A 22684-nucleotide genomic window follows, 5' to 3' on the forward strand; every position below is an offset into this window, starting at 1 on the left:
GCGCGGGGTACAGCGTGTTTATACGATAGAAACGGTCAATTGGGTGGCTAACGCTGTCACTTGCGCGAAAACTCGACGAATGTCGCGACCACTTGCTCGATTTGCGCGCGGTTGACGTCCATGTGCGTGACCATTCGCAGCCGCGCGGCAGCGCTCAATTTGATCCCGCGCTCGGCAGCGAATGCCTTGATCGCATGGGCACGATCACCCATCTGCACGTAAACCATGTTGGTCTGCACCGGCTCGACACTGAAACCGGCGTCGCGCAGGCCTTCGGCCAGCAACTGCGCGTTGGCATGGTCATCCGCCAGACGCTCGACGTTGTGATCCAGCGCATAAAGCCCCGCCGCCGCCAGCAATCCGGCCTGACGCATGCCGCCACCGACCATTTTGCGCAGGCGCCGGGCCTTTGCAATCAACGCCGACGAACCGCACAGCACCGAACCGACCGGCGCGCCGAGGCCTTTGGACAGGCACACCGAGACCGAATCGAAATACTGGGTGATTTCCCGGGCATCGACCCCGAGCTTGACCGCCGCGTTGTACAGCCGCGCGCCGTCCAGATGCAGCTGAAGGCCATGGCTCTGAGTGAACTGACGGGCACGGGCCAGATACTCCATCGGCAACACTTTGCCTTGCATGGTGTTTTCCAGCGCCAGCAGACGGGTGCGGGCAAAGTGGAAGTCGTCAGGCTTGATCGCCGCTGCCACCTGATCCAGGTCCAGCGAGCCATCGGCCTGCACTTCCAGCGGCTGCGGCTGGATCGAGCCGAGCACCGCCGCGCCGCCGCCCTCGTACTTATAGGTGTGCGCCTGTTGACCGACGATGTATTCGTCGCCGCGCTCGCAGTGCGCCATCAACCCCAGCAGGTTGCTCATGGTGCCGGTCGGAACGAACAGCGCCGCAGCAAAACCCAGCCGTTTTGCCAGTTCGGTCTCCAGACGATTGACCGTCGGATCCTCGCCATACACGTCGTCGCCGGTATCGGCGCGAGTCATCGCATCGAGCATGGCGGGAGTCGGTTGGGTGACGGTGTCGCTGCGAAGATCGATAACGCTCATGAACCTGGCCTCTGGTCAGCAGGGGAAATCCCTTTACGAAGACGAATTACTGCGGGCATGGCGCGGATTAATCAACCCTTGAGCAAGGAAAAGTCGTTTGTGTGCTTCGAAAAACTCGATGGCAATCATCACAAAGGCGCAATGCACTGCCCGGAAATCTGTGTTAAAAACGCTGCGCCGCCCGATAAAGGGCGGCGAAACGTTCTCAGGGCGGGGTGCAATTCCCCACCGGCGGTAATTGCGCGCAATGCGCATAGCCCGCGAGCGCTTGGTGACGTACACGGCAAATGCCGTGAGCGGCGGCAAGGTCAGCAGACCCGGTGTGATTCCGGGGCCGACGGTCACAGTCCGGATGAAGAGAGAACGGGATTGACGCCAAAGGGCCGCCCGCCGTGTTCGCGCGAGCGTGCGTACCCTTGAATCCCTTTCGATTCATAACGCCCTGTTTTTCACACAAACAGGAGTCAGAACATGCAACCCACCGCTATCGACAGCAAAAGCAAACACCCTCACGGCGAGCGCGTCGCGTTCATCCAGGCCTGCTGGCACAAGGAAATCGTCGACCAGAGCCGCAAGGGCTTCCTCGCCGAAATGATCGCTCAGGGATATCAGGAATCGGACATCGATTTCTTCGAAGTCGGCGGCGCCTTTGAAATGCCTCTGCACGCCAAGCTGCTGGCCAAGACCGGTCGTTATGCCGGTATCGTTGCCGCCGCCCTGGTGGTGGACGGCGGAATTTACCGTCACGAGTTCGTTGCCCAGTCGGTGGTCAGCGGCCTGATGCAGGTTCAGCTGGAAACCGAAGTGCCGGTGTTCTCGGTGTCGCTGACCCCGCACCACTTCCATGCCGGCGAAGAACACCAGAAATTCTTCTTCGAGCATTTCGTGCACAAGGGTCAGGAAGCGGCGAAGACCTGCGCCGATACGCTGCAGAAAGTGCGTGCGTTGCGCCGCACCGAGCCGCGTGCTGTTGCGGTCTAAGCATCATAAAAAAACTGCCATGATCGTTCCCACGCTCTGCGTGGGAATGCTGCCCGGGACGCTCCGCGTCCCTAAAGCGGACGCAGAGCGTCCATTAAGGCATTCCCACGCAGAGCGTGGGAACGATCAGTCATCTAGTAAGACGATCATCAGGCAAGATTTTCGTCAGTGGTCGGCACGATCAGGATGCCCGCCCGCAGGCCGTTCTTGACCTTGGGATTAGGGAAAATGATCCGCGCGCCCTGCTCTTCGATGATCCAGCGGGTATTGGCCAGGTCTTCGGCCAGCACATAACCCACATCCAGTTCCGAAAAGTTTTCGATGTCCGCCGGCAGGTTCAGGCGGAACGCATCGCTGTGCTTGATGATTTCCCGCGCCACGCTGAACAGTTGCAGACCGTCCAGGCCCAGCTCGGCCATCTCAGGCTCAGTGCCTTCGATGATCTGCTTCAGACGGGTTTCCAGCAGCGACACATTGACCCCGGCGTTCTGTCCGAACGGCCGCGCCTTGCCCAGCTCCAGCGTGAAGGACTCTGCACCCAGCTTGTCGTAGGTGTAGGAGCTGAACACGATCGACGGTTTGTTCTGCAACAGCACCGCTTCCATGCCGGCGGCGCGCAGGCGGGCCAGCTCGAGACGGGAATGCTGACGACCTTCCTTCCACGGATACAAAGCGAACTGCTCGATCTTCGAACCACGAATCGCGGTGTGCAGGTCGTAGTGCAGACGCTGACGATCAGGAAGACTGAAGAAACTTGCCGCCAGACGTTCCAGCTCGCAGGCGCGCAGGGCTTCGGAGCCGCTGCTTTGTTCGTGACGGCCATTGAACAGTCGATTGACATCCTGCTCTACGAAACGCTCGCCCTTGCGAATCGCTTCCGGGTTGCCGAACAGGAACAGAATGCGTGCGCGCGGCTTCAAGTCGCCGCGAGCGATGTCATGCAGCAGCCGGTCGAGCAATTCGATCGGTGCCGTTTCGTTGCCGTGGATGCCTGCCGACAACAGCAGGTCCAGGCCATTGTCGCGCGCTTCGGGTGGCCGGACTTCCAGCGCACCCTCGCTCAACCAGCGCATGCGCACGCCTTCGACTGTCAGTTGAGTCTTCTCCGCCGGTTCACGGCCGGCGAGGGTCAGTTCAAGCAGTTTGCCGAGGGCGAGCATAGAGCGGTTTCCTTAGTGGTCGTGATTGCAATCCGGGCCGTGCACGTGGCCGTCATCGTCGCCGAGGTCAGCCGGTTCCATCTCCAGTTGCAGACTTACCAGATTAGTCGCCAATGGACGCAACAGCAGGTTGGCGTACTCTTCGTCGCCCTCTTCGACGTCCACGCCGATCAGCAGTTGGCCGCGGCCGTCCTGCTGGATCCACAGCTCTTTGCCTTGCCACATGACCGCGACGCGGGTGCAGGAAGTTTGCAGTTGCGTGCCGTCAGTGTCTTCAAGGATCAGCTGCAGGGAATCGCTCATGTTTTACGCTCTCTTGGGGAGATGGAACCGTGCGCCGCGACTAGGCGGCGCAACGGTCATCAATTGATCTGGAATGGATAAACCGCGCCCAGTTTAAGGATTTGCGTCAGTTCATCCAGTGCCGTCCGGCATTCAAGCAGCAATTGCGGATCCGCCAGATCACTTTCGGTCAGGCGGTCGCGGTAGTGCTTTTCAACCCATGCGGTCAACGAACCGTACAACGGGGCGGTCATGATAACCCCTGGGTTGACGGCCGCCAGCTCGGTTTCGTTGAGCGCGACGCGCAGTCGCAGGCACGCCGGGCCACCACCGTTCTGCATGCTTTGCTTGAGGTCGAAGACTTTCACTTCGCGGATCAGGCCGCCGGAGCTGATCAGGCCTTGCAGGTAATTCCACACGCGCTCGTTGCCACGGCACTCTTCCGGCACGATCAACAGCATCGAACCGTCAGGACGCGACAGCAACTGGCTGTTGAACAGGTAGGAACGCACCGCATCGTCCACGGTGACCGCCGAACGCGGCACGCAGACCGACTGGAACTTGCCGCCGACCTTGGCCAGTTTGGCTTGCAGCTCTGCCAGCATGTTCTCGGTGTCGAGGAACGCATCCTCGTGATAGAACAGCACCTCGCCGTTGCCCACCGCGATCACGTCGTTGTGGAAAACGCCCTGATCGATCACCGCCGGATTCTGCTGTGCGTAGACCACGCCGTCATCACGCAGGCCGTGCAGACGGGCGACCGCTTGCGACGCCTCGAGAGTCTGGCGCGCCGGGTATTTCTGTGGGGCCGGGTAGCGGGTGTCGAACGCACTGCGACCGAACACGAAGAACTCAACGCCAGCCTCGCCGTACTCACGGCAGAAACGCGTGTGGTTGGCTGCGCCTTCGTCGCCGAACTGCGCCACCGCCGGCAACGCGGCGTGGTGAGCGAAGTGTTGCTGGTTGGCGAACATCGCGCCCAGCACACGGCTGGTGGTCGGGTGCTCGATGCTGCGGTGGTATTTGCAGTTCAGGTTGGCGGCGGTGAAGTGCACGCGACCGTCAGCGGTGTCGGCGCTCGGGCTGACCGTAGCGGCGTTGGCCACCCACATGCTCGACGCCGAGCAACTGGCGACCAGCAGCGGCATCGCTTCTTTTGCAGCGCGCTCGATCACCTGAGCGTCGGTGCCGCTGAAACCCAGACGGCGCAAGGCAGCCACGTCCGGACGCTCCTGTGGTGCGAGGACGCCCTGCTGAAAGCCCATTTCCATCAGCGCTTTCATTTTTGCCAGACCTTGCAGCGCCGCTTCCTTCGGGTTCGAGGATTGCTGGCTGTTGCTCTGGGACGCAACGTTGCCGTAGGACAGACCACCGTAGTTATGGGTCGGCCCCACTAGACCGTCAAAATTGACTTCATAGGATTTCATCAGCGAGGCTCCACGAGAATCTGTTGTTATAGGCATCGAGTAACAATTCAATAAGACCGAGTCGCGGCCTTCGCGAGCAAGCTCGCTCCCACAGGGATCTCATCGTCCTTGTGGGAGCTGGCTGGCCAGCGATGGGCATCACGCCATCTTCACGCCAGGCGTCAGGGCCGCCGGCAACACCAGGCTCGGAGTTTCGAGCGAGGCCACCGGGTACGCGCAGTAATCCGCCGCGTAGTAGGCGCTGGCGCGGTGGTTGCCCGAAGCGCCGACACCGCCGAACGGTGCGCTGCTGGCAGCACCGGTCAATTGCTTGTTCCAGTTGACGATCCCGGCACGGCTTTCCAGCCAGAACTGCTGGTAGCCCTCTTCGGAATCAGACAGCAGGCCGGCGGCCAGACCAAACGCGGTGTTATTGGCTTCGGCAATCGCCGCCGCGAAGTCGGCGTAGCGGATCACCTGTAACAGCGGGCCGAACAGTTCTTCATCGGAGCGCTCGGCAACCGCCGTCACATCAACGATGCCGGGGGTCAGCAGCGCCGACTGCGCCTGTGGCTGCGTCATTGCCAGCAGCGACACCGCGCCGTTGGCCAGCAGATGCGCCTGGGCATCCATCAACGATTTAGCCGCGCCGAGGGAAACCACCGAGCCCATGAACGGCGCCGGTTGCTGATCGAAAGCACCGACCTCGATGGTCGAGCTGACTTCCACCAGACGCTTGAGCAGGCTGTCGCCCCACGCGCCTTGCGGCACCAGCAGACGACGGGCGCAGGTGCAGCGCTGACCGGCGGAAATGAATGCCGACTGAATGATCGTGTAGACCGCCGCGTCGAGGTCGGCGACCTGATCGACCACCAGCGGGTTGTTGCCGCCCATTTCCAGCGCGAGGATCTTGTCCGGACGACCGGCGAACTGCTGGTGCAGGTGATTGCCGGTACGGCTCGAGCCGGTGAAAAACAGACCGTCGATGCCCGGGTTTGCCGCCAGTGCGATACCGGTTTCGCGGGCACCTTGCAGCAGGTTCAGCACGCCGGCCGGCAGACCGGCCTCGATCCAGCACTTGACCGTCAGTTCGGCGACTTTCGGGGTCAGCTCGCTGGGCTTGAACAGCACGCTGTTACCGGCCAGCAGCGCCGGCACGATATGGCCGTTCGGCAAGTGGCCAGGGAAGTTGTAAGGGCCGAACACCGCGACCACGCCATGCGGCTTGTGGCGCAACACGGCGGTGGCGTCGCCCAACGGGCCGCTCTTCTCGCCGGTACGTTCGCGGTAGCTCTGCACCGAGATCGCGATCTTGTTGACCATGCTGGTGACTTCGGTCGCGGCTTCCCACAGCGGTTTGCCGGTTTCCTCACCGATGGTGCGGGCCAGTTCGTCGGCGTGTTTTTTCAGCGCGGCGGCGAACGCCTCGAGCACGCTGATGCGATCTTCCAGGGTACGACGGGCCCAGCCCGGGAACGCCTGACGCGCAGCCTGCACGGCCGACTCGACCTGAGCGGCGGTGGCGCCCTCCCCCGACCACAGCACTTGCTGGGTCACCGGGTTCAGCGATTGAAAGGCCTCGCCCTGACCGGCCAGCCACTCACCTGCGATGTATAGCGAATTCATTATTTCGACTCCCGTGCAGCGGACAACGCCACGGCGCGAACCTGATCGCCAGCGTTGAGTTGAAGACGTTTGGCGGTCAGCGGATCGACCACCAGCGTACCGGCAGCCAGACGGGCCGGCGCAGCCGTGATGCGGCAGTCTTCGCGTTTGCGGTTATGGATGATGAACGGCGTGGCATCGTCGCCCGGCGTGCCGATGGCCAGCACCAGCGCTTCGCTGTCACGCACCGCGCGGATCTTGCTGGTCTCGCACTCGATGGCCGGGCCGGCGTCGAAGATGTCGACGTAACCCTGATAGCTGAAGCCTTCGCTCTTGAGCATCGCCAGCGCAGGCTCGGTGTCCGGGTGAACCTGGCCGATGACATTGCGCGCGTCCGGCGACAGGAAGCAGGTGTACAGCGGGAATTTCGGCATCAGTTCAGCGATGAACGCCTTGTTGCCGACGCCGGTCAGGTAATCGGCCTGGCTGAATTCCATCTTGAAGAAGTGACGGCCCAGGCTTTCCCAGAACGGCGAACGGCCGGCGTCATCCGACACGCCGCGCATCTCGGCGATGATCTTGTTGCCGAACAATTCAGGGAATTCGGCGATGAACAGCATCCGCGCCTTGGACAGCATGCGGCCGTTGAGGCCGGTGCGGTAATCGGCGTGCAGGAACAGCGAGCACAGCTCGGAGTTGCCGGTCAGATCGTTGGCCAGGAACAGCGTCGGGATCTCGCGATAGATGTTCAGTTCCTGCGAGGCGCTGACGGTCAGGCCGACGCGAAAGTTGTACCACGGCTCGCGCAGACCGACAGCGCCGGCGATGGCGGAAATACCCACCACGCGACCGTTGTCGTCTTCGAGCACGAACAGGTAGTCCGCGTCGCCACGACCGGCTTCACCGCGAAAGGTCTTCTCGGCCCAGCCGACCCGGTGAGTCAGGCGTTCTTCGTTGGCCGGCAAGGTGGTCAGGCCGGTGCCGGTGCTGCGGGCCAGGTCGATCAGAGCGGACAAATCGCTGCTGCGTACGGGGCGAACAATCATGCTATCTCCTCAAACGGGCCGCCGTGGCCACCCGTGAAACTCGCTAAGGCGTTAAACCGCCACCAGGCGCACGCTGGCACCTTCACCGACGCCCAGGGCTTCGGCCGCTTCCAGATCCAGGGTCACCGGTTTGCCCGGCGCGTAATCCAGTTCCAGCAGTACCGCGCGGTAATCCTGCAACTGGGCATTGGCTACCAGATACTGGCGCCCGGCACCTTTGACCGGCTCGCCGAGCTTCACCGGCACCACACGGCTCTGGGCGATCGAACGGATCCCCGAAACCCGCGCATGCAGGGTCGGGCCACCGTCGAAGATGTCGATGTAGTGATCGGTCTCGAAGCCTTCGCGCATCAGGATGTCGAAGGTGATCTGCGCACGCGGGTGCACCTGGCCCATCGCTTCCTGAGCGGAGTCCGGCAGCAACGGCACGTAGATCGGGTAATGCGGCATCAGTTCGGCGAGGAACGTGCGGCTTTTCAGGCCACACAGACGCTCGGCCTCGGCGTAGTTCAGGTCGAAGAAGTTACGACCGATGGCGTCCCAGAATGGCGAGTCGCCGTTCTCGTCGCTGTAACCGACGATCTCGGTCACCACCGAATCGGCGAAACGCTCCGGATGGCTGGCAACGAACAGCAGACGGCCACGGGAGTTGAGTTCGGCCCACGGCGAACCCACCAGCTCGCGCTGCACATAGAAACTGGTCAGCAAGCTGTTGCCGGTCAGGTCGTGGCATTGCGAGAGCACGTGGATCTTGTTGTGGATCTTCAGCTCGCGGGAGGCGTGCACGAAGGTCTCGTTGCGAAAACTGTAGAAAGGCTCGGAGTAACCGGCCGACGCAACGATCGCCGAGCAGCCCACCAGCTTGCCGGTGGCGGTGTCTTCGAGGACAAAGAAATAACTCTCTTCGCCGTTGAAGCTCACTTCGGCGGCAAACGAGGCTTCGCTCGCGGCAATCTTGTCGCTCAGGCGTTCAACGTCATCCGGCAAGGAAGTGACACCAATCGGGCTGTCCGCAGCCAGACGCTGTACCTCGCCCAGATCAGCCATTTGCGCGGGGCGCATCACCAGCATGGTGTCACTCCTTTCTCTTATAAATTCACAGTAAAAAAACGCCGGACACTGTGGGAGCGAGCTTGCTCGCGAAGGCGGTTCACTCGTCGACAAACAGGTTGTCTGACCCACCGCATTCGCGAGCAAGCTCGCTCCCACTTTGATTTGCCCGGCATCAAAATTGGGTTCGGCGCCTGAAAGCTCCAGGCGCCGAAGGATCTATCAGGCTTGCGTCAGTTTCGCGGCAGCACGTTCGAAACGATCCAGACCGGCGTCGATGTCCGCGTCTTCAACCACCAGGCTCGGGGCGAAACGGATCACGTCCGGGCCGGCCTGCAGAATCATCAGGCCTTCTTGTTCAGCGGCGTTGAAGATGTCCTTGGCCTTGCCTTTCCAGGCATCGCTCAGCACGCAACCGATCAGCAGACCGAGACCGCGCACCTGGGTGAACAGGCCGTACTTCTCGCCGATCTGTTGCAGGCGGGTCTTGAACTTGTCGTGCTTGGCGTTGACGCCGTTCAGCACCTCAGGGGTGTTGATCACGTCGATCACCGCTTCAGCCACGGCGCACGCCAACGGGTTGCCGCCGTAAGTGGTGCCGTGAGTGCCGACAACCAGATGCTTGGCCAGCGCTTCGGTGGTCAACATTGCGGCGATCGGGAAACCGCCGCCCAGGCTCTTGGCGCTGGTCAGGATGTCCGGAACCACGCCGAAATGCTGGTAGGCGAACAGATTGCCGGTACGGCCCATGCCGGTCTGCACTTCGTCGAACACCAGCAGCGCGTTGTTCGCGTCGCACAGCTCACGGGCGCCTTGCAGGTACGCCTGCTCGGCCGGCAGTACGCCGCCCTCGCCCTGGATCGGTTCCAGAACGACCGCGCAGGTCTTGTCCGAAACAGCGGCTTTCAGCGCCGCCAGATCGTTGTACGGCACGTGGGTGATGCCGGTGATTTTCGGGCCGAAACCGTCGGAATACTTCGACTGGCCGCCGACGTTCACGGTGAACAGGGTGCGGCCGTGGAAGCTGTTGAGCGCGGCGATGATTTCGTACTTCTCGGTGCCGAAACGGTCGAACGCGACGCGACGGGCCAGCTTGAAGGCGGCCTCGTTGGCTTCAGCGCCGGAGTTGCAGAAGAACACGCGCTCGGCAAAGGTGGCGTCGATCAGCTTGTGCGCCAGGCGCAGGGCTGGTTCGTTGGTGAACACGTTGGACACGTGCCACAGCTTGTTCGCTTGCTCGGTCAAGGCACCGACCAGCGCCGGGTGCGCATGGCCCAATACGTTGACGGCGATACCGCCGGCGAAGTCGATCAGCTCGCGGCCGGCCTGATCCCAGACGCGGGAACCGGCGCCACGCACCGGAATGAAAGCGGCAGGCGCGTAGTTGGGAACCATAACCTGGTCGAAATCGGCGCGTTGTACCGCAGCGTGCTCAACGGACATCGGAGTCTCCTGATGAGGGCCACCCGCCTGAAACTGGCGAGCGATGGGGGGATTGTAAGGACAGTTTTGTGCCCGGCCTTGTCGCCAAGCGACAACTTCTTATAGCGCAAACCCCGGATTTTCCCGGGTTTACGGCAATGCGACATATAGCGTCGCAAAGGCGCAGTTTAAACTGCCGCCGGCCATTGCAGCAGGCCTGCGAGCATATCAATTGCGAAGGCGCTGCCTGTCATACATCTCTACCACCTGCCGATGGCCGGCTGCTGTTTTGCTTGGGCTCCATTTCGATGCTCAAGGACGCCAACAATGCCATCCAATACCGGGCACTTGCCCGCCCTTCCACTCACGCCCGGCGCGGCGGCACTCAACCCTCCGTCTCACTATGAACCGCTGGTCAAAGCGCTTCCCGAATGGCTGGGCAAGGCCTCACCAGCCCGGCGCCTCGCCTTGAAGAACAACCGCCACCGCCTCCACCATGCCGTGAAGGCAGCCCCGCGAGAGCAGCACGATGCCCTCAGAACGCTCATTGTCGAGTACATGAAGGCGCAAAACGGTGTCGATCAGGTGCTCGATCGCGTTCAGGACGCCAGCACCTTCGCCGAACCGCTGCTGACCGAGGCGCTCAAATCAAGCTTCGGCGTTGACGTGAATGTCAGAGAAACCTTCCTGCACTTGTACATCCCCGTGACCGCCTCCGGCATTACCACCGGCACCCGGACATGGACGGTGTCTCTGCTCGACGCGGCCTTGCATAACTTCGAGACCGACGAAACCGTCGCCGACGCCTATGCCGCCGGCTCATCGTTCGTCACCCGACCCTCGGCAAGCGGGGCATACGAAACGCTGGCGCCCCTCAACATGAATCCGGGGATTGCCCCTTTCACCCGACTGTGCCGGGCACTGGACATCGGCAGCCGCTACAAAACCTATCTCGAAGAAAACCTGGCAGTGTCCAGTCCGGTGGCTGCCGCAGTCTTGCGCCACAAGATCAATGCGGCGCAAAAAGCCGCACTGCGCACCGCCCTGAAACTGGCGCGGATGAAGGGCGATATCGACCACGCGCATCTGCATGCGATTGAACGTCTGCTCGATGGTGCCCACAACGTGCAAATGAATGGCCAGCCGCTGCTGTGCCAGGACCTGACGATGATGTCGGTCGAACTGACCGGGATTGTGCTGTTCGCACCCGACCTCGAACAGACACGAACCGCGGCGCAGGTGGTGGCTTACATACCTGGCCACCCTGAACACCCCGTCAAGCAATACGCGTCTACAGCCCAACTGACAGAAGCGCTGATCCGGCAATTGCGCGAAGCGGCCTTCCAGCGATTCTTCAGCCGTTTTGTCGCCCACGATCAACGCGGGCAATTCTTCGGCCAGCTCAGGCAACGCCTGAGTCAGGTGACCTATCACAAGCCGCAGGCCGGCGATTTATCGCCTCCCTGGCGCGAAACGCCAGTCGCAAGGCCGATTCTGCAAATTGCCGCTACGCCCATCGCCGGCGAACTCTGGGAACACCTCTATCAGCGCAAGTTGAACAAGATACTCAACGATGCCGCCGCGATCGCGATTTCCACTGCGACGGTTGATCGCAACGCTCGCTGGCAGCGCTGGGATGCACTGGTCAGTGTCGCCGAGTCGATCCTGGAAGCGGCCGCGTTCGTTGTTCTGCCGTTCGTGCCGTTTCTGGGTGAAATGATGATGGCGTACATCACTTACCAGTTGCTTGACGAAGTCTTCACGTTCGTTGTCGATCTGTCCGAAGGACTCACCACCGAAGCTTGCGAACACTTTTTTGCCGCACTGGAATCCATGATCCAGCTCGGTTCATTCGGAGTCGGAACCGGCATTGCCATGGCGGAACTGCCCAAAGTGTTACCTCCCGAAGTGGTGGCATTCATGGATCGCTTCCAGCCGGTGAAACTGCGCAACGGCAAGACCCTGTACTGGAAACCGGACCTGAAACCCTACGAGTGCCCATTGACCCCAGCGGCCGATTCCAGTCCCGACGCACAGGGCCTGCACCTGCTCGACGGAAAAAAACTGCTGCCTGCCGACCAGGCGCACTACACCGTCAGCGATCACGAACATCCCGGCAAGCTGCGCATCGAACACCCCACCGATCCGGATGCCTATCAGCCGATTGTGCGGCACAACGGCGAAGGTGCGTTTCATACCGAGCTGGAAAACCCGCTGCAATGGGACCGCGCCACCGCATTGCGACGTATCGGCCCACGCATGGAACCGTTTGCTGCGGCAAAGCGCGAGCGAATTCTGCAAGTCAGCGGTTACACCGAAGACGGGTTACGCAAAATGCACGTCAACCAGGAGCGAGTGCCACCCTTGCTGGCCGATACCATCGAGCGCTTCAAGATCGATCAGGACCTGCAGACCTTCATACAACAGCTCTCCAGCGACGACCCGACCGAGTACCGGATGGCCGATCCGTTCATTCAGCTGCAATTGCTCAACGAGCAGGGCTTGTGGCCTGCCAACCGGCGACTGCGCTTGCTCAACGCCCGAGGCGAAACCATCTGGCAGTCCTCCAGCGATGCGCAGCTTGCGCTGACAGACATTCATCAAGGCCAGCTGACCGACGGCGATCTGCTCAAGACCGTGCTGGAATCGCTCAGCGAGTCCGAAAAAAACACGCTGCTCGACGAAGAATTCGGGCAGGTGCTTTCCATTGAATCCCGCACCCGGCGACTGCGCGCCAGACTCGCCGCAATCGCCGATCAACAGCGCCCGAACCTGTTCGAAAAACGCTATCAGTCACTTCAGCACCGCGAGGCTCCACTGATAAAGGCGGTGGCCCGGCATGTGCCGCAACTGCCCGTCAGAATTGCCGAAGAGCTCATAGACACCGCCACGGGCACCGAGCTGCTGCAACTGGGCGAAGGACAGTTTCCGCAGCGTCAGCAAGAGCTTTCCCAAACCGCCATGCACGAGCTGCGCATTACCCGCGCCTATGAGGGGCTGGAAATCGATTCGGTGCGTAATCCGGATTCCGAGATGCTGGCCCTGTACAGCCTGCAGCTGTTGCCCGGCTGGCCCGAGGGCCTGAGCCTGGAAGTCCGTGACCTGACATTTGCCGGAAACAGGCTCGATGGTACCGGCCCCATGGATGCAGCCATCAAGAAAATCCTGGTACGCCGGGCCGATGGCCTGTGGCAACCGTTCGATTCGGACGGATTGCAATTGCACGGTTCGACGGACTTTTACACCTGCGTGCTTCAAGCCTTGCCGGACGCCCAGCGTCAGGCGTTGAACCTGCAGATCGGCGAAGGAGCGAAACTCCAGCAACTCATACGCGACAACCCGCTGCCCCGCTCCAACCTGCGTCTCACGCTGACCGACGCACCGGTGCCGACCCCGACACGCGACACCTTGCGCCTTCTGGGCACCGAGGGTTATTCACGCAATCGATCGACGGACAGCTCGCCGCCTACCCTGGAAACACGCACCAGAAACGTGTTTCCAGGGATCACCCGGGACGGCCTGCAAGCGATGGTGCAACACCTGCAAAATCTTCCGGGAAATCCGATTGCCGAACTCTCGCGCCTGCGCCTCGAATACGCACGCCTGGAGAGCGACCTCGATCAATGGCGGTTCAGGGCCATGCGGACCGATCCTGCGACCGGCCGGGAACTGTCCCTCGCCCAGCGGGAAGCCGCAGAGCGCAATCGCCATTTGTTTGCCCGCACCCTGCTCAGTTGCTGGCGCCGGGAAACCCTGGACCGAATTGGCTATCGCCTGCAGTTCAACGAACCGCTGTTGGGCGATCTCCCGCAGCTGTCAGCCGATTACAGCCATGTCGTCAGCCTGGAACTGAGTGGCAGCGGAACGTCCTCAGGCATCGCAGCGTTCATCAGTCACTTTCCTGAACTGAGGCGCCTCGATCTGCGCAACTTCGACCTGCACGATCTGCCAACAGTTATCGCAAAGCCCTCCCTGCGCCAACTTCGGCTGCGCACATGCGAGATCGTACTGACCCCGGAAAACCAGGCACTGCTGGCCTCCCTTGATGAATTGATCGAACTGGACCTCAAGGACAACCCGCTGGGCACACGCCTTGATGTCACCCGCATGTCATCGCTGACCTACCTCAATCTCTCCCGCACCGCGATCGCCGAGGTGCCTTTCGGGGTGATCGACCACCCGAGAATCAGAAGCGCATGGTTGAGCGAAAACCTGATCACCTCTGTGCCTGATGCCCTGTTTGAACTCACGCCCGATGTCGGCGCCGGGTACGACCTCTCGGGCAACCCGCTCTCTGCGGCCACGCGCGAACACATCAAAAACTATTTCACCCGGACCGGACTCAATTTCGGCGTGCGTGCCGAGCAGGCTGATATAGCCCGAACCCGGGCGCTGTTTCCGGATATCGATGACGGCCAGGCCAGCAGCCTGCTCTACAACCTGCCCGGCTCGCTGAATCAGGGTCGCCTGCAACTGACCGTGTGGGAAACGGAGCTGGCCACGCTGAACGCCGATCTGGCTTCATGGGCAAGAGATATTCCCGACCGCGATCCAATCAGTGGCACCACACTGGAGGCGAATGAGCGCTTTACCGAAATTGACGCCCGCGAAACTTTCGCCGGCAATCTGTTGCGCCTGTGGCGACACCGCTCAACCAGCCCTCCATACGTCAGAGCCGACGTCCTTTCGATCCAGGCCAACTTCAGGGGGGATTTGCCGGTATTGAACGCCGATTTCAGCCATATCACTCAACTGACTCTCAACGGCAACAAGGGGATTGGCGGCAACACGGCATTCCTGAGAAGTTTCCCCCGACTCAGACAGCTGATGCTGCGCAACGGCAAGATTGATCAGTTGCACACGATGCTCAATGGCCTGCCGATGATGGAGATACTGGTCATGGAAAACTACGGTGTGACGTTCACTGCCGAGTCGCTGACAGCGCTGGCCAGCATGCCTGGGCTCGAGTCACTGGAACTGCCCGGCAACACGCTGGGGCTGGCGCCCGACCTGCAAATGCTGAACTCACTGAGCTATCTCGATCTGTCGCGCACCGGCCTTAGGGAAATACCGTCCGGTCTGATCGGCCACCCGAGACTCGAGACCGTTATTCTCAGCGAGAACCAGATCACCGAGTTGCCGGAAGGTTTGTTCGAAATACCGAATCAGGTCGCCGACGGCTATGACCTGTCGAACAACCCGCTGAATGCGGCCACCCGCGAACGTATCAAGCAACACCAGCGTGAAGCCGGCCAGGATTTCGCGGTGCTCGCCGACCGCGCAGATATCGAGTCCATCCAGCAACTGTTTTCCGACCTCGATGATCAAGATGCCAGCGACGTGTTCTACAGCTTGCCGGGGTCGATCGAGCATGGTCGCAGCCAGGTCAGGCACTGGCAGGCGGAACTGCGTCAAATGAAAGACGAACTGTTGCGATGGGAGGCGGCTGCGCCGAACATTCACCCGCTTACGGGACAGAGGCTGACCCCGTGGCAGATGTCGGCGATGCGTACCAGCCGGCGGGTTTTCACCCAACGTATTGAAGAACTGTGGCGCCACCGGTCTGCCGAAAAACCCACGGAGCGAGGCGATGTACTGATGGCCAGTCTGACCTTCATTGGAGACTTGCCTGAGCTGTCGGCCGACTTCAGTCATATTCTCGAGCTGACGCTCGATGGCAATCCGAATCTGGGCAATATCGACGCGTTCCTCTCGGGCTTTCCCGGCCTGCGCCACCTGGAATTGCATGATTTCAGACTCGAGCACCTGCCACAGGCTTGCGAACGCATGCCTTTACTGGAGCGTCTGGTGCTGGAGTCCTGTGGGCTGAGCCTCACACCGCAAACCCAGGCCCGCCTCTCTTCAATGAGCCGATTGCAGCTCCTCAATCTCAGCCATAACCCGCTGGGTGCCACACCACAGTTGAATACATTGCCGGCACTGGCCCGCCTGCGTCTGGTAGACGCCGGGATCTCTGAGCTGCCGGACGGCCTGATCGAACACCCGACGCTGAAAATGGCTGACTTCGATCAAAACCGGATCAGCGAACCGCCCGACAGTCTTTACCAACGCTCGGCACTGTCGCCCAAGCAATTCACCTTGAGGGATAACCCTCTGTCCCCGGCCGCTCGCGACCGGATCAAGACCCACTACCAGCGCGATCGGCAGAACTTCGGGGTATCGATGCCACAGGCCGACATCGACCGTGTACGCGCACTGTTTCCAGCACTGGACGCCGAGCAAGCGAATCAGTTGCTCTATTGGTTGCCGGGAACAATGGATGAGGGACGTGCCCGGATCGGCCACTGGGAAACAGAGTGGCAGCAGATGAATGCGACTCTCGGAGAATGGGCCGCAGAAATTCCCGAACGACATCCATCCAGCGGCATACGACTTACCGATGAGGAAAAAGCCGCTGAGCGCGCCGGGCGTGATCAATATCGCCGTGACCTGCAAGCGTTCTGGCGAGAACGCTCGACAGTCCGCCCCGAAGTTCGCTCGGACAGCCTGACTCTCAACCTGTCCTTGATCGGTGAATTGCCCCCACCGAGCGCAGACTTCAGCCACGTCACGGCGCTGTCGATAACCGGCACTGGCCGATTGCGCATCGGCGACAACTTCTTCAGCACGTTCACAGGGCTGAAGACTCTGGAATTGCGTGATTTGGGATTGCGGCAGATACCGGCCTCATTCAGGCAGATGTCAGCCATGGAAAGCCTGGTGCTGAGCAACTGCGCCTTGAAACTGGATGTCGAAGGTCGCGCCACTCTCGCCACGATGACAGGCCTGAAAAAACTCGATCTGTACAACAATCCGCTGGGGCTGGCACCGCACATTGATACCCTGCCGAATCTGGATTTTCTGGATCTGGCCAGCACCGGGTTGGACGAATTGCCTGCCGGGATAATCAATCATCCGACGCTGGGCATCGCCATTTTCAACAACAATCGCATCAGCGAAATTCCTGATGAGATTTTCAACTTGCCGGCAGAAAACGGTGACGGCTACGACTTTGGCAAGAACCCCCTGAGCCCTGCGACTCGCGAGCGGGTCAAGGACTACTTCAGGCGTACCGGCAGTGATCTCGGCGTGCTTGCCGATGAGAGGGATCTCGCTCGGGTGCAAACCCTCTACCCCAGTCTGGATGATGAGCAGGCCAGCACCCTGTTTTATCGTTTGCCCGGCAGTCTGGCCGACGGTCGCAACGAACTGACACGTCTGGAAAAGGTACTGAGCGATCTCAACCGCAATCTCGCTCGCTGGATCAGCGACATTCCGCTCGATCCGCGCACCGGCGAGCCACTGTCCGAAACCGCGCGATCGCACCAGGAGCAACTGCGCTCACAGTTCGCCGAGGAACTGCTGACCTGCTGGCGCAAGGTTCCGCTGGAAGACTCGACCCTCGACGCTTACGCGTTCAACCATGCGATTAACTTCGCCGGAGACCTGCCGATACTGGGCACCGAATTTCCTCACGTACATGATCTGTATCTGACGGGCGACGGCCACTCGACGCGACTCGGGCATTTCCTTGAAGCGTTCCCCAATATCGACAGCCTGGCCATCCGGGCAATCCATCTGGGCGACATACCCAAGGACATTTACACCCTGAATCGACTGACAGCCCTGAGCCTTTCGGATTGCGGAATCAGCCTGACACCCGAATCTGTGGCGGCACTGGCAGGTATGGATAAGCTCGAGGTGCTCAACCTGAGCGACAATCCTCTGGGACTGACCCCCGACCTCAGCAACCTGCAGAGCCTGACCGAACTGGACCTGAGTCATACCGGCATCTCCGAAATCCCGAAAGGCGTGCTGGAAAACCTGCACTGGGGTGAGATTGACCTGTCCGGCAATGCCATTACCGAAGTGCCGGAAACCCTGATGGAAGTGCCCCCGACCATCGGTGACCGCTACGACCTGGGCGGCAACCCATTGTCGGCACAAAGCCTGGCGCGCATCCGCGCCTACTATGAGGAAACGGGTAACGACCTGAACGTCGCAGGCATTGACGGCACTCCACCACCACAGGTGAGGCCGGATATGGAAATAGAAGACTGATCGAGCTGCAGCCATGGCCGCTCGTGCCATGGCTGTATCGGTTATGGATCAACCGCGCTCGGGCGGCACCGACGACAGTTCGAAAGGACTGCTGCTGCGCCGCTGGTTGCGGTCTTCCCGTGGCGTGGCGCCGAAGAAGTTGCGGTAGGCGCTGGAGAAATGCGGCCCCGAAGAGAACCCGCAGGACAGGCCGATCTGGATGATCGACTTGCTGGTCTGCATCAACATCTGCCGGGCCTTGTTCAGGCGCAGTTCCAGGTAGTACTGGCTCGGCACACGGTTTAGGTATTGCTTGAAGATCCGCTCCAGCTGACGGCGGGACACGCACACATGCTGGGCGATTTCGTCGGTGGTCAGCGGCTCCTCAATGTTGGCTTCCATCAGCAGCACCGCCTGGGTGAGCTTCGGATGGCTGGAGCCGAGACGGTTCTGCAATGGAATGCGCTGACGCTCGCCGCCCTCGCGGATGCGCTCGACCACCAGTTCTTCGGAGACCGCACCGGCCAGCTCCGCACCGTGGTCACGGGCCAGCACAGCCAGCAGCAAATCGAGCACCGACATGCCGCCGCACGCGGTCAGGCGATCGCGATCCCAGTCGAACAGATGGCTGGTAGCGATGACTTTCGGGAAGCGTTCGGCGAAATCGTCCTGCCAGCGCCAGTGCACCGCCGCGCGGTAACCATCGAGCAGACCCAGTTGCGCCAGCGGGTACACACCGGCCGACAGACCACCGATCACACAACCGGCGCGCACCAGTTGCTTGAGCGCGCTGCTGAGTGCCGGCGCCAACGTCGTCGGAGGCTCATCGGCGAGCAGGAACAGTTTCTGGAAGTTCTCGAGTTTGCCGGCCCAGGGTTCGCCGGGCAGTTGCCATTCACCTTCGGCCGGGGCTTCGGCCTGCAGGAATGACAACTCGTAAACCACGTCCGGATGCACACGCTGGGCAACACGCAAGGCCTCCTCTGCCAGCGCCAAAGTCAGAGCTTTAGTGCTGGGCCAAATCAGGAAACCAATTCGATGGGCAGTCATGGGCGGGCAATCCGAAGCGAAGAACGGTGATGAAGGCAAGGGCCAATGCTAGCCCAAAATGAACACAAATCTTGAAACTGGCGCGGATCCCTTGTGGGAGCGAGCTTGCTCCGGGCGGCGATCCGACGAAAGCGGTGTGTCAGCTGACATCACTGCTTCTGAACCGTCACATTCGCGAGCAAGCTCGCTCCCACAGAGGAATCTGGTCCGCCTTCAGATCGCGAAGCATGACCTAATTTGGTGCGTAACGGGAGCGATTACTTGAGGCTGCCCGAGAGGAATTGTTGCAAACGTTCCGACTGCGGATTGACCAGCACTTCACGCGGGTTGCCGCTTTCTTCCACGACGCCTTTGTGCAGGAACACCAGCTGGTTCGACACTTCACGGGCGAAGCCCATTTCGTGGGTTACCACCACCATGGTCCGGCCTTCCTGAGCGAGGGCCTGCATGACTTTCAGCACGTCGCCGACCAGTTCCGGGTCGAGGGCCGAAGTCGGTTCGTCGAACAGCATCACTTCCGGCTCCATCGCCAGCGCACGGGCGATCGCCACACGCTGCTGCTCGCCACCGGACATGTGCCCCGGGAACGCGTCTTTACGATGGGCCACGCCGACCTTGTTCAGGTAGTGCTCGGCTTTCTCGCGAGCTTCGGCCTTGGACACGCCAAGGACGTGAACCGGCGCTTCCATGATGTTTTCCAGCGCGGTCATGTGCGACCACAGGTTGAAGTGCTGGAACACCATCGACAGGCGCGAACGCATGCGTTGCAGCTGTTTCGGGTCAGCGGCTTTCAGCGCGCCGTCCTTGTTGGCGACCAGTTTCAGCTCTTCGTTGTTGAGCAGGATCTTGCCCGCGTGCGGCTGCTCGAGCAGGTTGATGCAGCGCAGGAAAGTACTTTTGCCGGAGCCACTGGAGCCGATGATGCTGATCACATCGCCGGCGGCCGCTTTCAGGGAAACGCCCTTGAGCACTTCGTGACTGCCATAGCGTTTATGCAGGTCTTGGACTTCAAGTTTGTACATGCGGTCGGTTCTCACAAAAACAGTCAGTCGTTGAGCAAAGGGCCGTCGCGCAGCGCATCGCGCCCCGCCACTTTGGCCAGCCAGAAACCGGGTTGGGCGTAACGCAGCCGCTCAATGGCAAACAGCACCCCGGACGTACCAGCACACACCGTGCTGACCCGATCCGACAGCGGATCGATCACTTCGAAAATCTTGTCACCGGCTTCAACCCACTCGCCGGGCTTGCGCAGGAAACTCACCACGCCCGGATGCGGCGGCAGAAGCAATTCAGTGCCCTCGAACGGCATGCCTTCGCACGGTTCGTGCGCCGCGCCCGGCCACTCGCCACGGATCAGGCCTTGCTCGGCAAGGAACGCCAGAATCCCTTCGGCCCAGGCTTCAGCCTGCGCAGGCGTGGTGTCAGCCTGACCGCCCAGTTCGACAGTCGTCGCCAGGCACGCCAGCGGAATCTGTGCATCCGGAAACAGACGCGACAGACGCAGCCACGGCAGCGAACAGGCTTCGTCGAACGAGCTGCCGCCGGAATCTTCCGCCAGCAGGCCGACTTTCACATCCAGATGCGCAGCGAGCGAACGCCACTGCGGCCAGTGCTGCGGCAAGGCATACATGTGCAGCGCGGCTTCACAGTCGCAATGCAGGTCCAGCACCACATCGGCGGTGGCGGCGTGTTGCAGCAGGATGCGCTGCATGCCTTGCAACTGGCTGCTGGCCTCGGGCAATGCGGCCAGATGATCGGCCATCGCCTGACGGATCAGACGGATGTTGGCGTGCGGGTCATCACCGAGCTGTCCTTCCAGCCTGGCGGCCACGGGGGCGCTGAGCTCGACGAAATCACGGTTGAAATTCTTGCCGCTGCCGGCCTCGAAACGGCCCTGATGGTTGCCTTGCAGCAACTGGCCAAGACCCAGCGGGTTGGCCACCGGCACCAGCTCGATGACGCCGTTGAGCAGACCCTTGGCTTCGAGTTCGCCGAGGCGTTTTTTCAGTTCCCAGGCGGTGCGCATGCCGGGCAGTTCGTCAGCGTGGAGGCTGGCCTGGATGTAGGCCTTGCGCTCGCCGCTGCCGAATCGAAATACCGAAATCCGGCGCTCGCTGCCCAGGTGGCTCCACGGCAGAACGTGGTCGATGCGTTCCATATCAGTGCTTCCTCGGGGCCAGGTAGCTCAGCCAGCGACGCTCGGCCAGCTTGAACAGGCGCACCAGAATGAAGGTCAGGCACAGGTAGAACACGCCGGCGGTGATGTACGCCTCGAACGGCAGGTAAAACTGCGCGTTGACAGTACGGGCCGCGCCGGTGATGTCGATCAGGGTCACGATGGACGCCAGACTGGTGGTCTGCAGCATCATGATCACTTCGTTGCTGTACTGCGGCAGCGCCCGGCGCAGGGCCGACGGCAACAGAATGCGCTTGTACATCTTGACCCGCGACATGCCCATGGCCTTGGCCGCTTCGATCTCACCGTTCGGTGTGGCCTTCAGGCTGCCGGCGATGATTTCGGCGGTGTAGGCGCTGGTGTTGATCGCGAACGCCAGGCACGCACAGAACGTGGCGCTGGACAGCCACGGCCAGAGGAAGCTTTCACGCACCGCTTCGAACTGGGCCAGACCGTAGTAGATCAGGAACAGCTGAACCAGCATCGGCGTGCCGCGAATCACGTAGGTGTAGAGCCACGCCGCGCCGTTGACCACAGCGTTCTTGGATACCCGCATCAGCCCCAGCGGCAGCGCCGCGAGCAGACCGAAGAACAGCGACAGCGCGAGCAACTTGAGGGTGGTGACCAGACCGCCGAGGTACAGCGGCAGGGCCTCCCAAATGACGTTGTAGTCGAAGATCATAGATCAGCCGCCCTTACGCCTACCGAGTAGCGCTTCTCAAGGTGACGCAGCGCCAGCAACGAGACACTGGTGATCACCAGGTACATCGCCGCCACTGCGAGGAAGAAGGTAAAAGGCTCGCGGGTGGCGTCGGCCGCCTGCTTGGCCTTGAACATCATGTCTTGCAGACCGACCACGGAAATCAGCGCGGTGGCCTTGGTCAACACCAGCCAGTTGTTGGTGAAGCCCGGAATCGCCAGACGGATCATCTGCGGCACCAGCACCCGGAAGAACACCTGGAAGCTGCTCATGCCGTACGCCATGCCGGCTTCGGCCTGACCTTTAGGGATCGCCATGAACGCGCCGCGGAAGGTTTCCGACAGGTACGCACCAAAGATGAAACCGAGGGTGCCGATACCGGCGGCCAGCGGGTTCAGGTCGATGTAGTCGTCATAGCCGAGCATCGGCGCAACGCGGTTGAGCAGGTCCTGACCGCCGTAGAAGATCAGCAGGATCAGCACCAGGTCGGGAATCCCGCGAATCACCGTGGAATACAGATCGCCCAGCCACGCCAGCCAGCGCACCGGCGACAGGCGCAACGCGACGCCGATCAGCCCGAGAACGATGGCCAGGGCCATGGACGACAAGGCGAGCTGAAGCGTCAGCCAAGCGCCATCGAGGATGACAGCCCCGTAGCCTTTCAACATGATTCAGGTCCTCGAAAGTTGGGATGAAAAAATGGCG

15 protein-coding genes and 1 riboswitch are annotated in these 22684 nt (G+C 61.2%); of the genes, 2 read left to right on the forward strand and 13 right to left on the reverse strand.

Going from position 1 to position 22684, the window contains the following annotated elements:
• Nucleotides 1-56: 56 nt before the first annotated feature.
• Nucleotides 57-1061 (reverse strand): low-specificity L-threonine aldolase, encoded by a 1005-nt coding sequence (ltaE, locus tag CAF79_RS06110; RefSeq protein WP_085697077.1) that lies wholly within the window; start codon nucleotides 1059-1061, stop codon nucleotides 57-59.
• A 197-nt stretch (nucleotides 1062-1258) separates the two neighbouring features.
• Nucleotides 1259-1430: riboswitch (FMN riboswitch) on the forward strand.
• A gap of 102 nt (nucleotides 1431-1532) precedes the next feature.
• Here ltaE and CAF79_RS06115 point away from each other — a divergent pair.
• Nucleotides 1533-2042 carry a 6,7-dimethyl-8-ribityllumazine synthase gene (locus CAF79_RS06115; protein ID WP_039772077.1) on the forward strand — a complete coding sequence of 170 codons (510 nt, stop codon included), beginning with the start codon at nucleotides 1533-1535 and terminating at the stop codon, nucleotides 2040-2042.
• 149 nt (nucleotides 2043-2191) lie between these two features.
• On the opposite strand, the gene astE is transcribed toward CAF79_RS06115, so the two are convergent.
• From astE to CAF79_RS06155, 7 genes are all read right to left on the reverse strand, one after another.
• Complete coding sequence (gene astE, locus CAF79_RS06125) at nucleotides 2192-3202, reverse strand: succinylglutamate desuccinylase (protein ID WP_085697079.1); 1011 nt, start codon at nucleotides 3200-3202, stop codon at nucleotides 2192-2194.
• Nucleotides 3203-3214: 12 nt separating this feature from the next.
• A complete protein-coding gene (locus CAF79_RS06130; RefSeq protein WP_011335531.1) occupies nucleotides 3215-3505 on the reverse strand; it encodes a hypothetical protein in 291 nt (96 codons plus the stop codon).
• A gap of 59 nt (nucleotides 3506-3564) precedes the next feature.
• Entirely contained in the window at nucleotides 3565-4911 is a 1347-nt protein-coding gene (astB, locus tag CAF79_RS06135) for an N-succinylarginine dihydrolase (RefSeq protein ID WP_085697080.1), read from the reverse strand.
• A 138-nt stretch (nucleotides 4912-5049) separates the two neighbouring features.
• The gene (astD, locus tag CAF79_RS06140; RefSeq protein WP_170929702.1) at nucleotides 5050-6519 is read right to left on the reverse strand and encodes a succinylglutamate-semialdehyde dehydrogenase; all 1470 of its coding nucleotides are present in this window, start codon (nucleotides 6517-6519) and stop codon (nucleotides 5050-5052) included.
• Complete coding sequence (gene astA / locus CAF79_RS06145) at nucleotides 6516-7541, reverse strand: arginine N-succinyltransferase (protein ID WP_011335534.1); 1026 nt, start codon at nucleotides 7539-7541, stop codon at nucleotides 6516-6518. Before astA ends, astD begins: the two co-directional genes overlap by 4 nt.
• Nucleotides 7542-7592: 51 nt before the next feature.
• On the reverse strand, nucleotides 7593-8612 hold the full coding sequence (aruF, locus tag CAF79_RS06150; protein WP_064598807.1) for an arginine/ornithine succinyltransferase subunit alpha: 1020 nt from the start codon (nucleotides 8610-8612) through the stop codon (nucleotides 7593-7595).
• Between the two features lie 201 nt (nucleotides 8613-8813).
• Nucleotides 8814-10034: an aspartate aminotransferase family protein gene (locus tag CAF79_RS06155; protein ID WP_085697082.1), complete on the reverse strand. Its 1221-nt coding sequence runs from the start codon at nucleotides 10032-10034 to the stop codon at nucleotides 8814-8816.
• 306 nt (nucleotides 10035-10340) lie between these two features.
• Between CAF79_RS06155 and CAF79_RS06160 the strand changes: the two genes are divergently transcribed.
• Complete coding sequence (locus CAF79_RS06160) at nucleotides 10341-18074, forward strand: dermonecrotic toxin domain-containing protein (protein WP_085697083.1); 7734 nt, start codon at nucleotides 10341-10343, stop codon at nucleotides 18072-18074.
• Between the two features lie 48 nt (nucleotides 18075-18122).
• Here the strand turns inward: CAF79_RS06160 and argR are convergent, their stop codons facing one another.
• The 5 genes from argR to CAF79_RS06185 form a co-directional block, all read right to left on the reverse strand.
• A complete protein-coding gene (gene argR / locus CAF79_RS06165; RefSeq protein ID WP_011335538.1) occupies nucleotides 18123-19103 on the reverse strand; it encodes a transcriptional regulator ArgR in 981 nt (326 codons plus the stop codon).
• Nucleotides 19104-19360: 257 nt separating this feature from the next.
• Nucleotides 19361-20125, reverse strand: a complete 765-nt coding sequence (locus CAF79_RS06170; RefSeq protein ID WP_003227281.1) for an ABC transporter ATP-binding protein — start codon at nucleotides 20123-20125, stop codon at nucleotides 19361-19363.
• Nucleotides 20126-20148: 23 nt separating this feature from the next.
• Complete coding sequence (locus CAF79_RS06175) at nucleotides 20149-21261, reverse strand: succinylglutamate desuccinylase/aspartoacylase family protein (RefSeq protein WP_085697084.1); 1113 nt, start codon at nucleotides 21259-21261, stop codon at nucleotides 20149-20151.
• A 1-nt stretch (nucleotide 21262) separates the two neighbouring features.
• Nucleotides 21263-21961 carry an ABC transporter permease gene (locus tag CAF79_RS06180; protein WP_085697085.1) on the reverse strand — a complete coding sequence of 233 codons (699 nt, stop codon included), beginning with the start codon at nucleotides 21959-21961 and terminating at the stop codon, nucleotides 21263-21265.
• The gene (locus tag CAF79_RS06185; RefSeq protein WP_007951063.1) at nucleotides 21958-22647 is read right to left on the reverse strand and encodes an ABC transporter permease; all 690 of its coding nucleotides are present in this window, start codon (nucleotides 22645-22647) and stop codon (nucleotides 21958-21960) included. The genes CAF79_RS06180 and CAF79_RS06185 overlap by 4 nt, the downstream gene beginning before the upstream one ends.
• Nucleotides 22648-22684 lie beyond the last annotated feature (37 nt).

This window comes from Pseudomonas sp. B26(2017) (assembly GCF_002113045.1).
In the GTDB taxonomy this organism is placed as follows: domain Bacteria; phylum Pseudomonadota; class Gammaproteobacteria; order Pseudomonadales; family Pseudomonadaceae; genus Aquipseudomonas.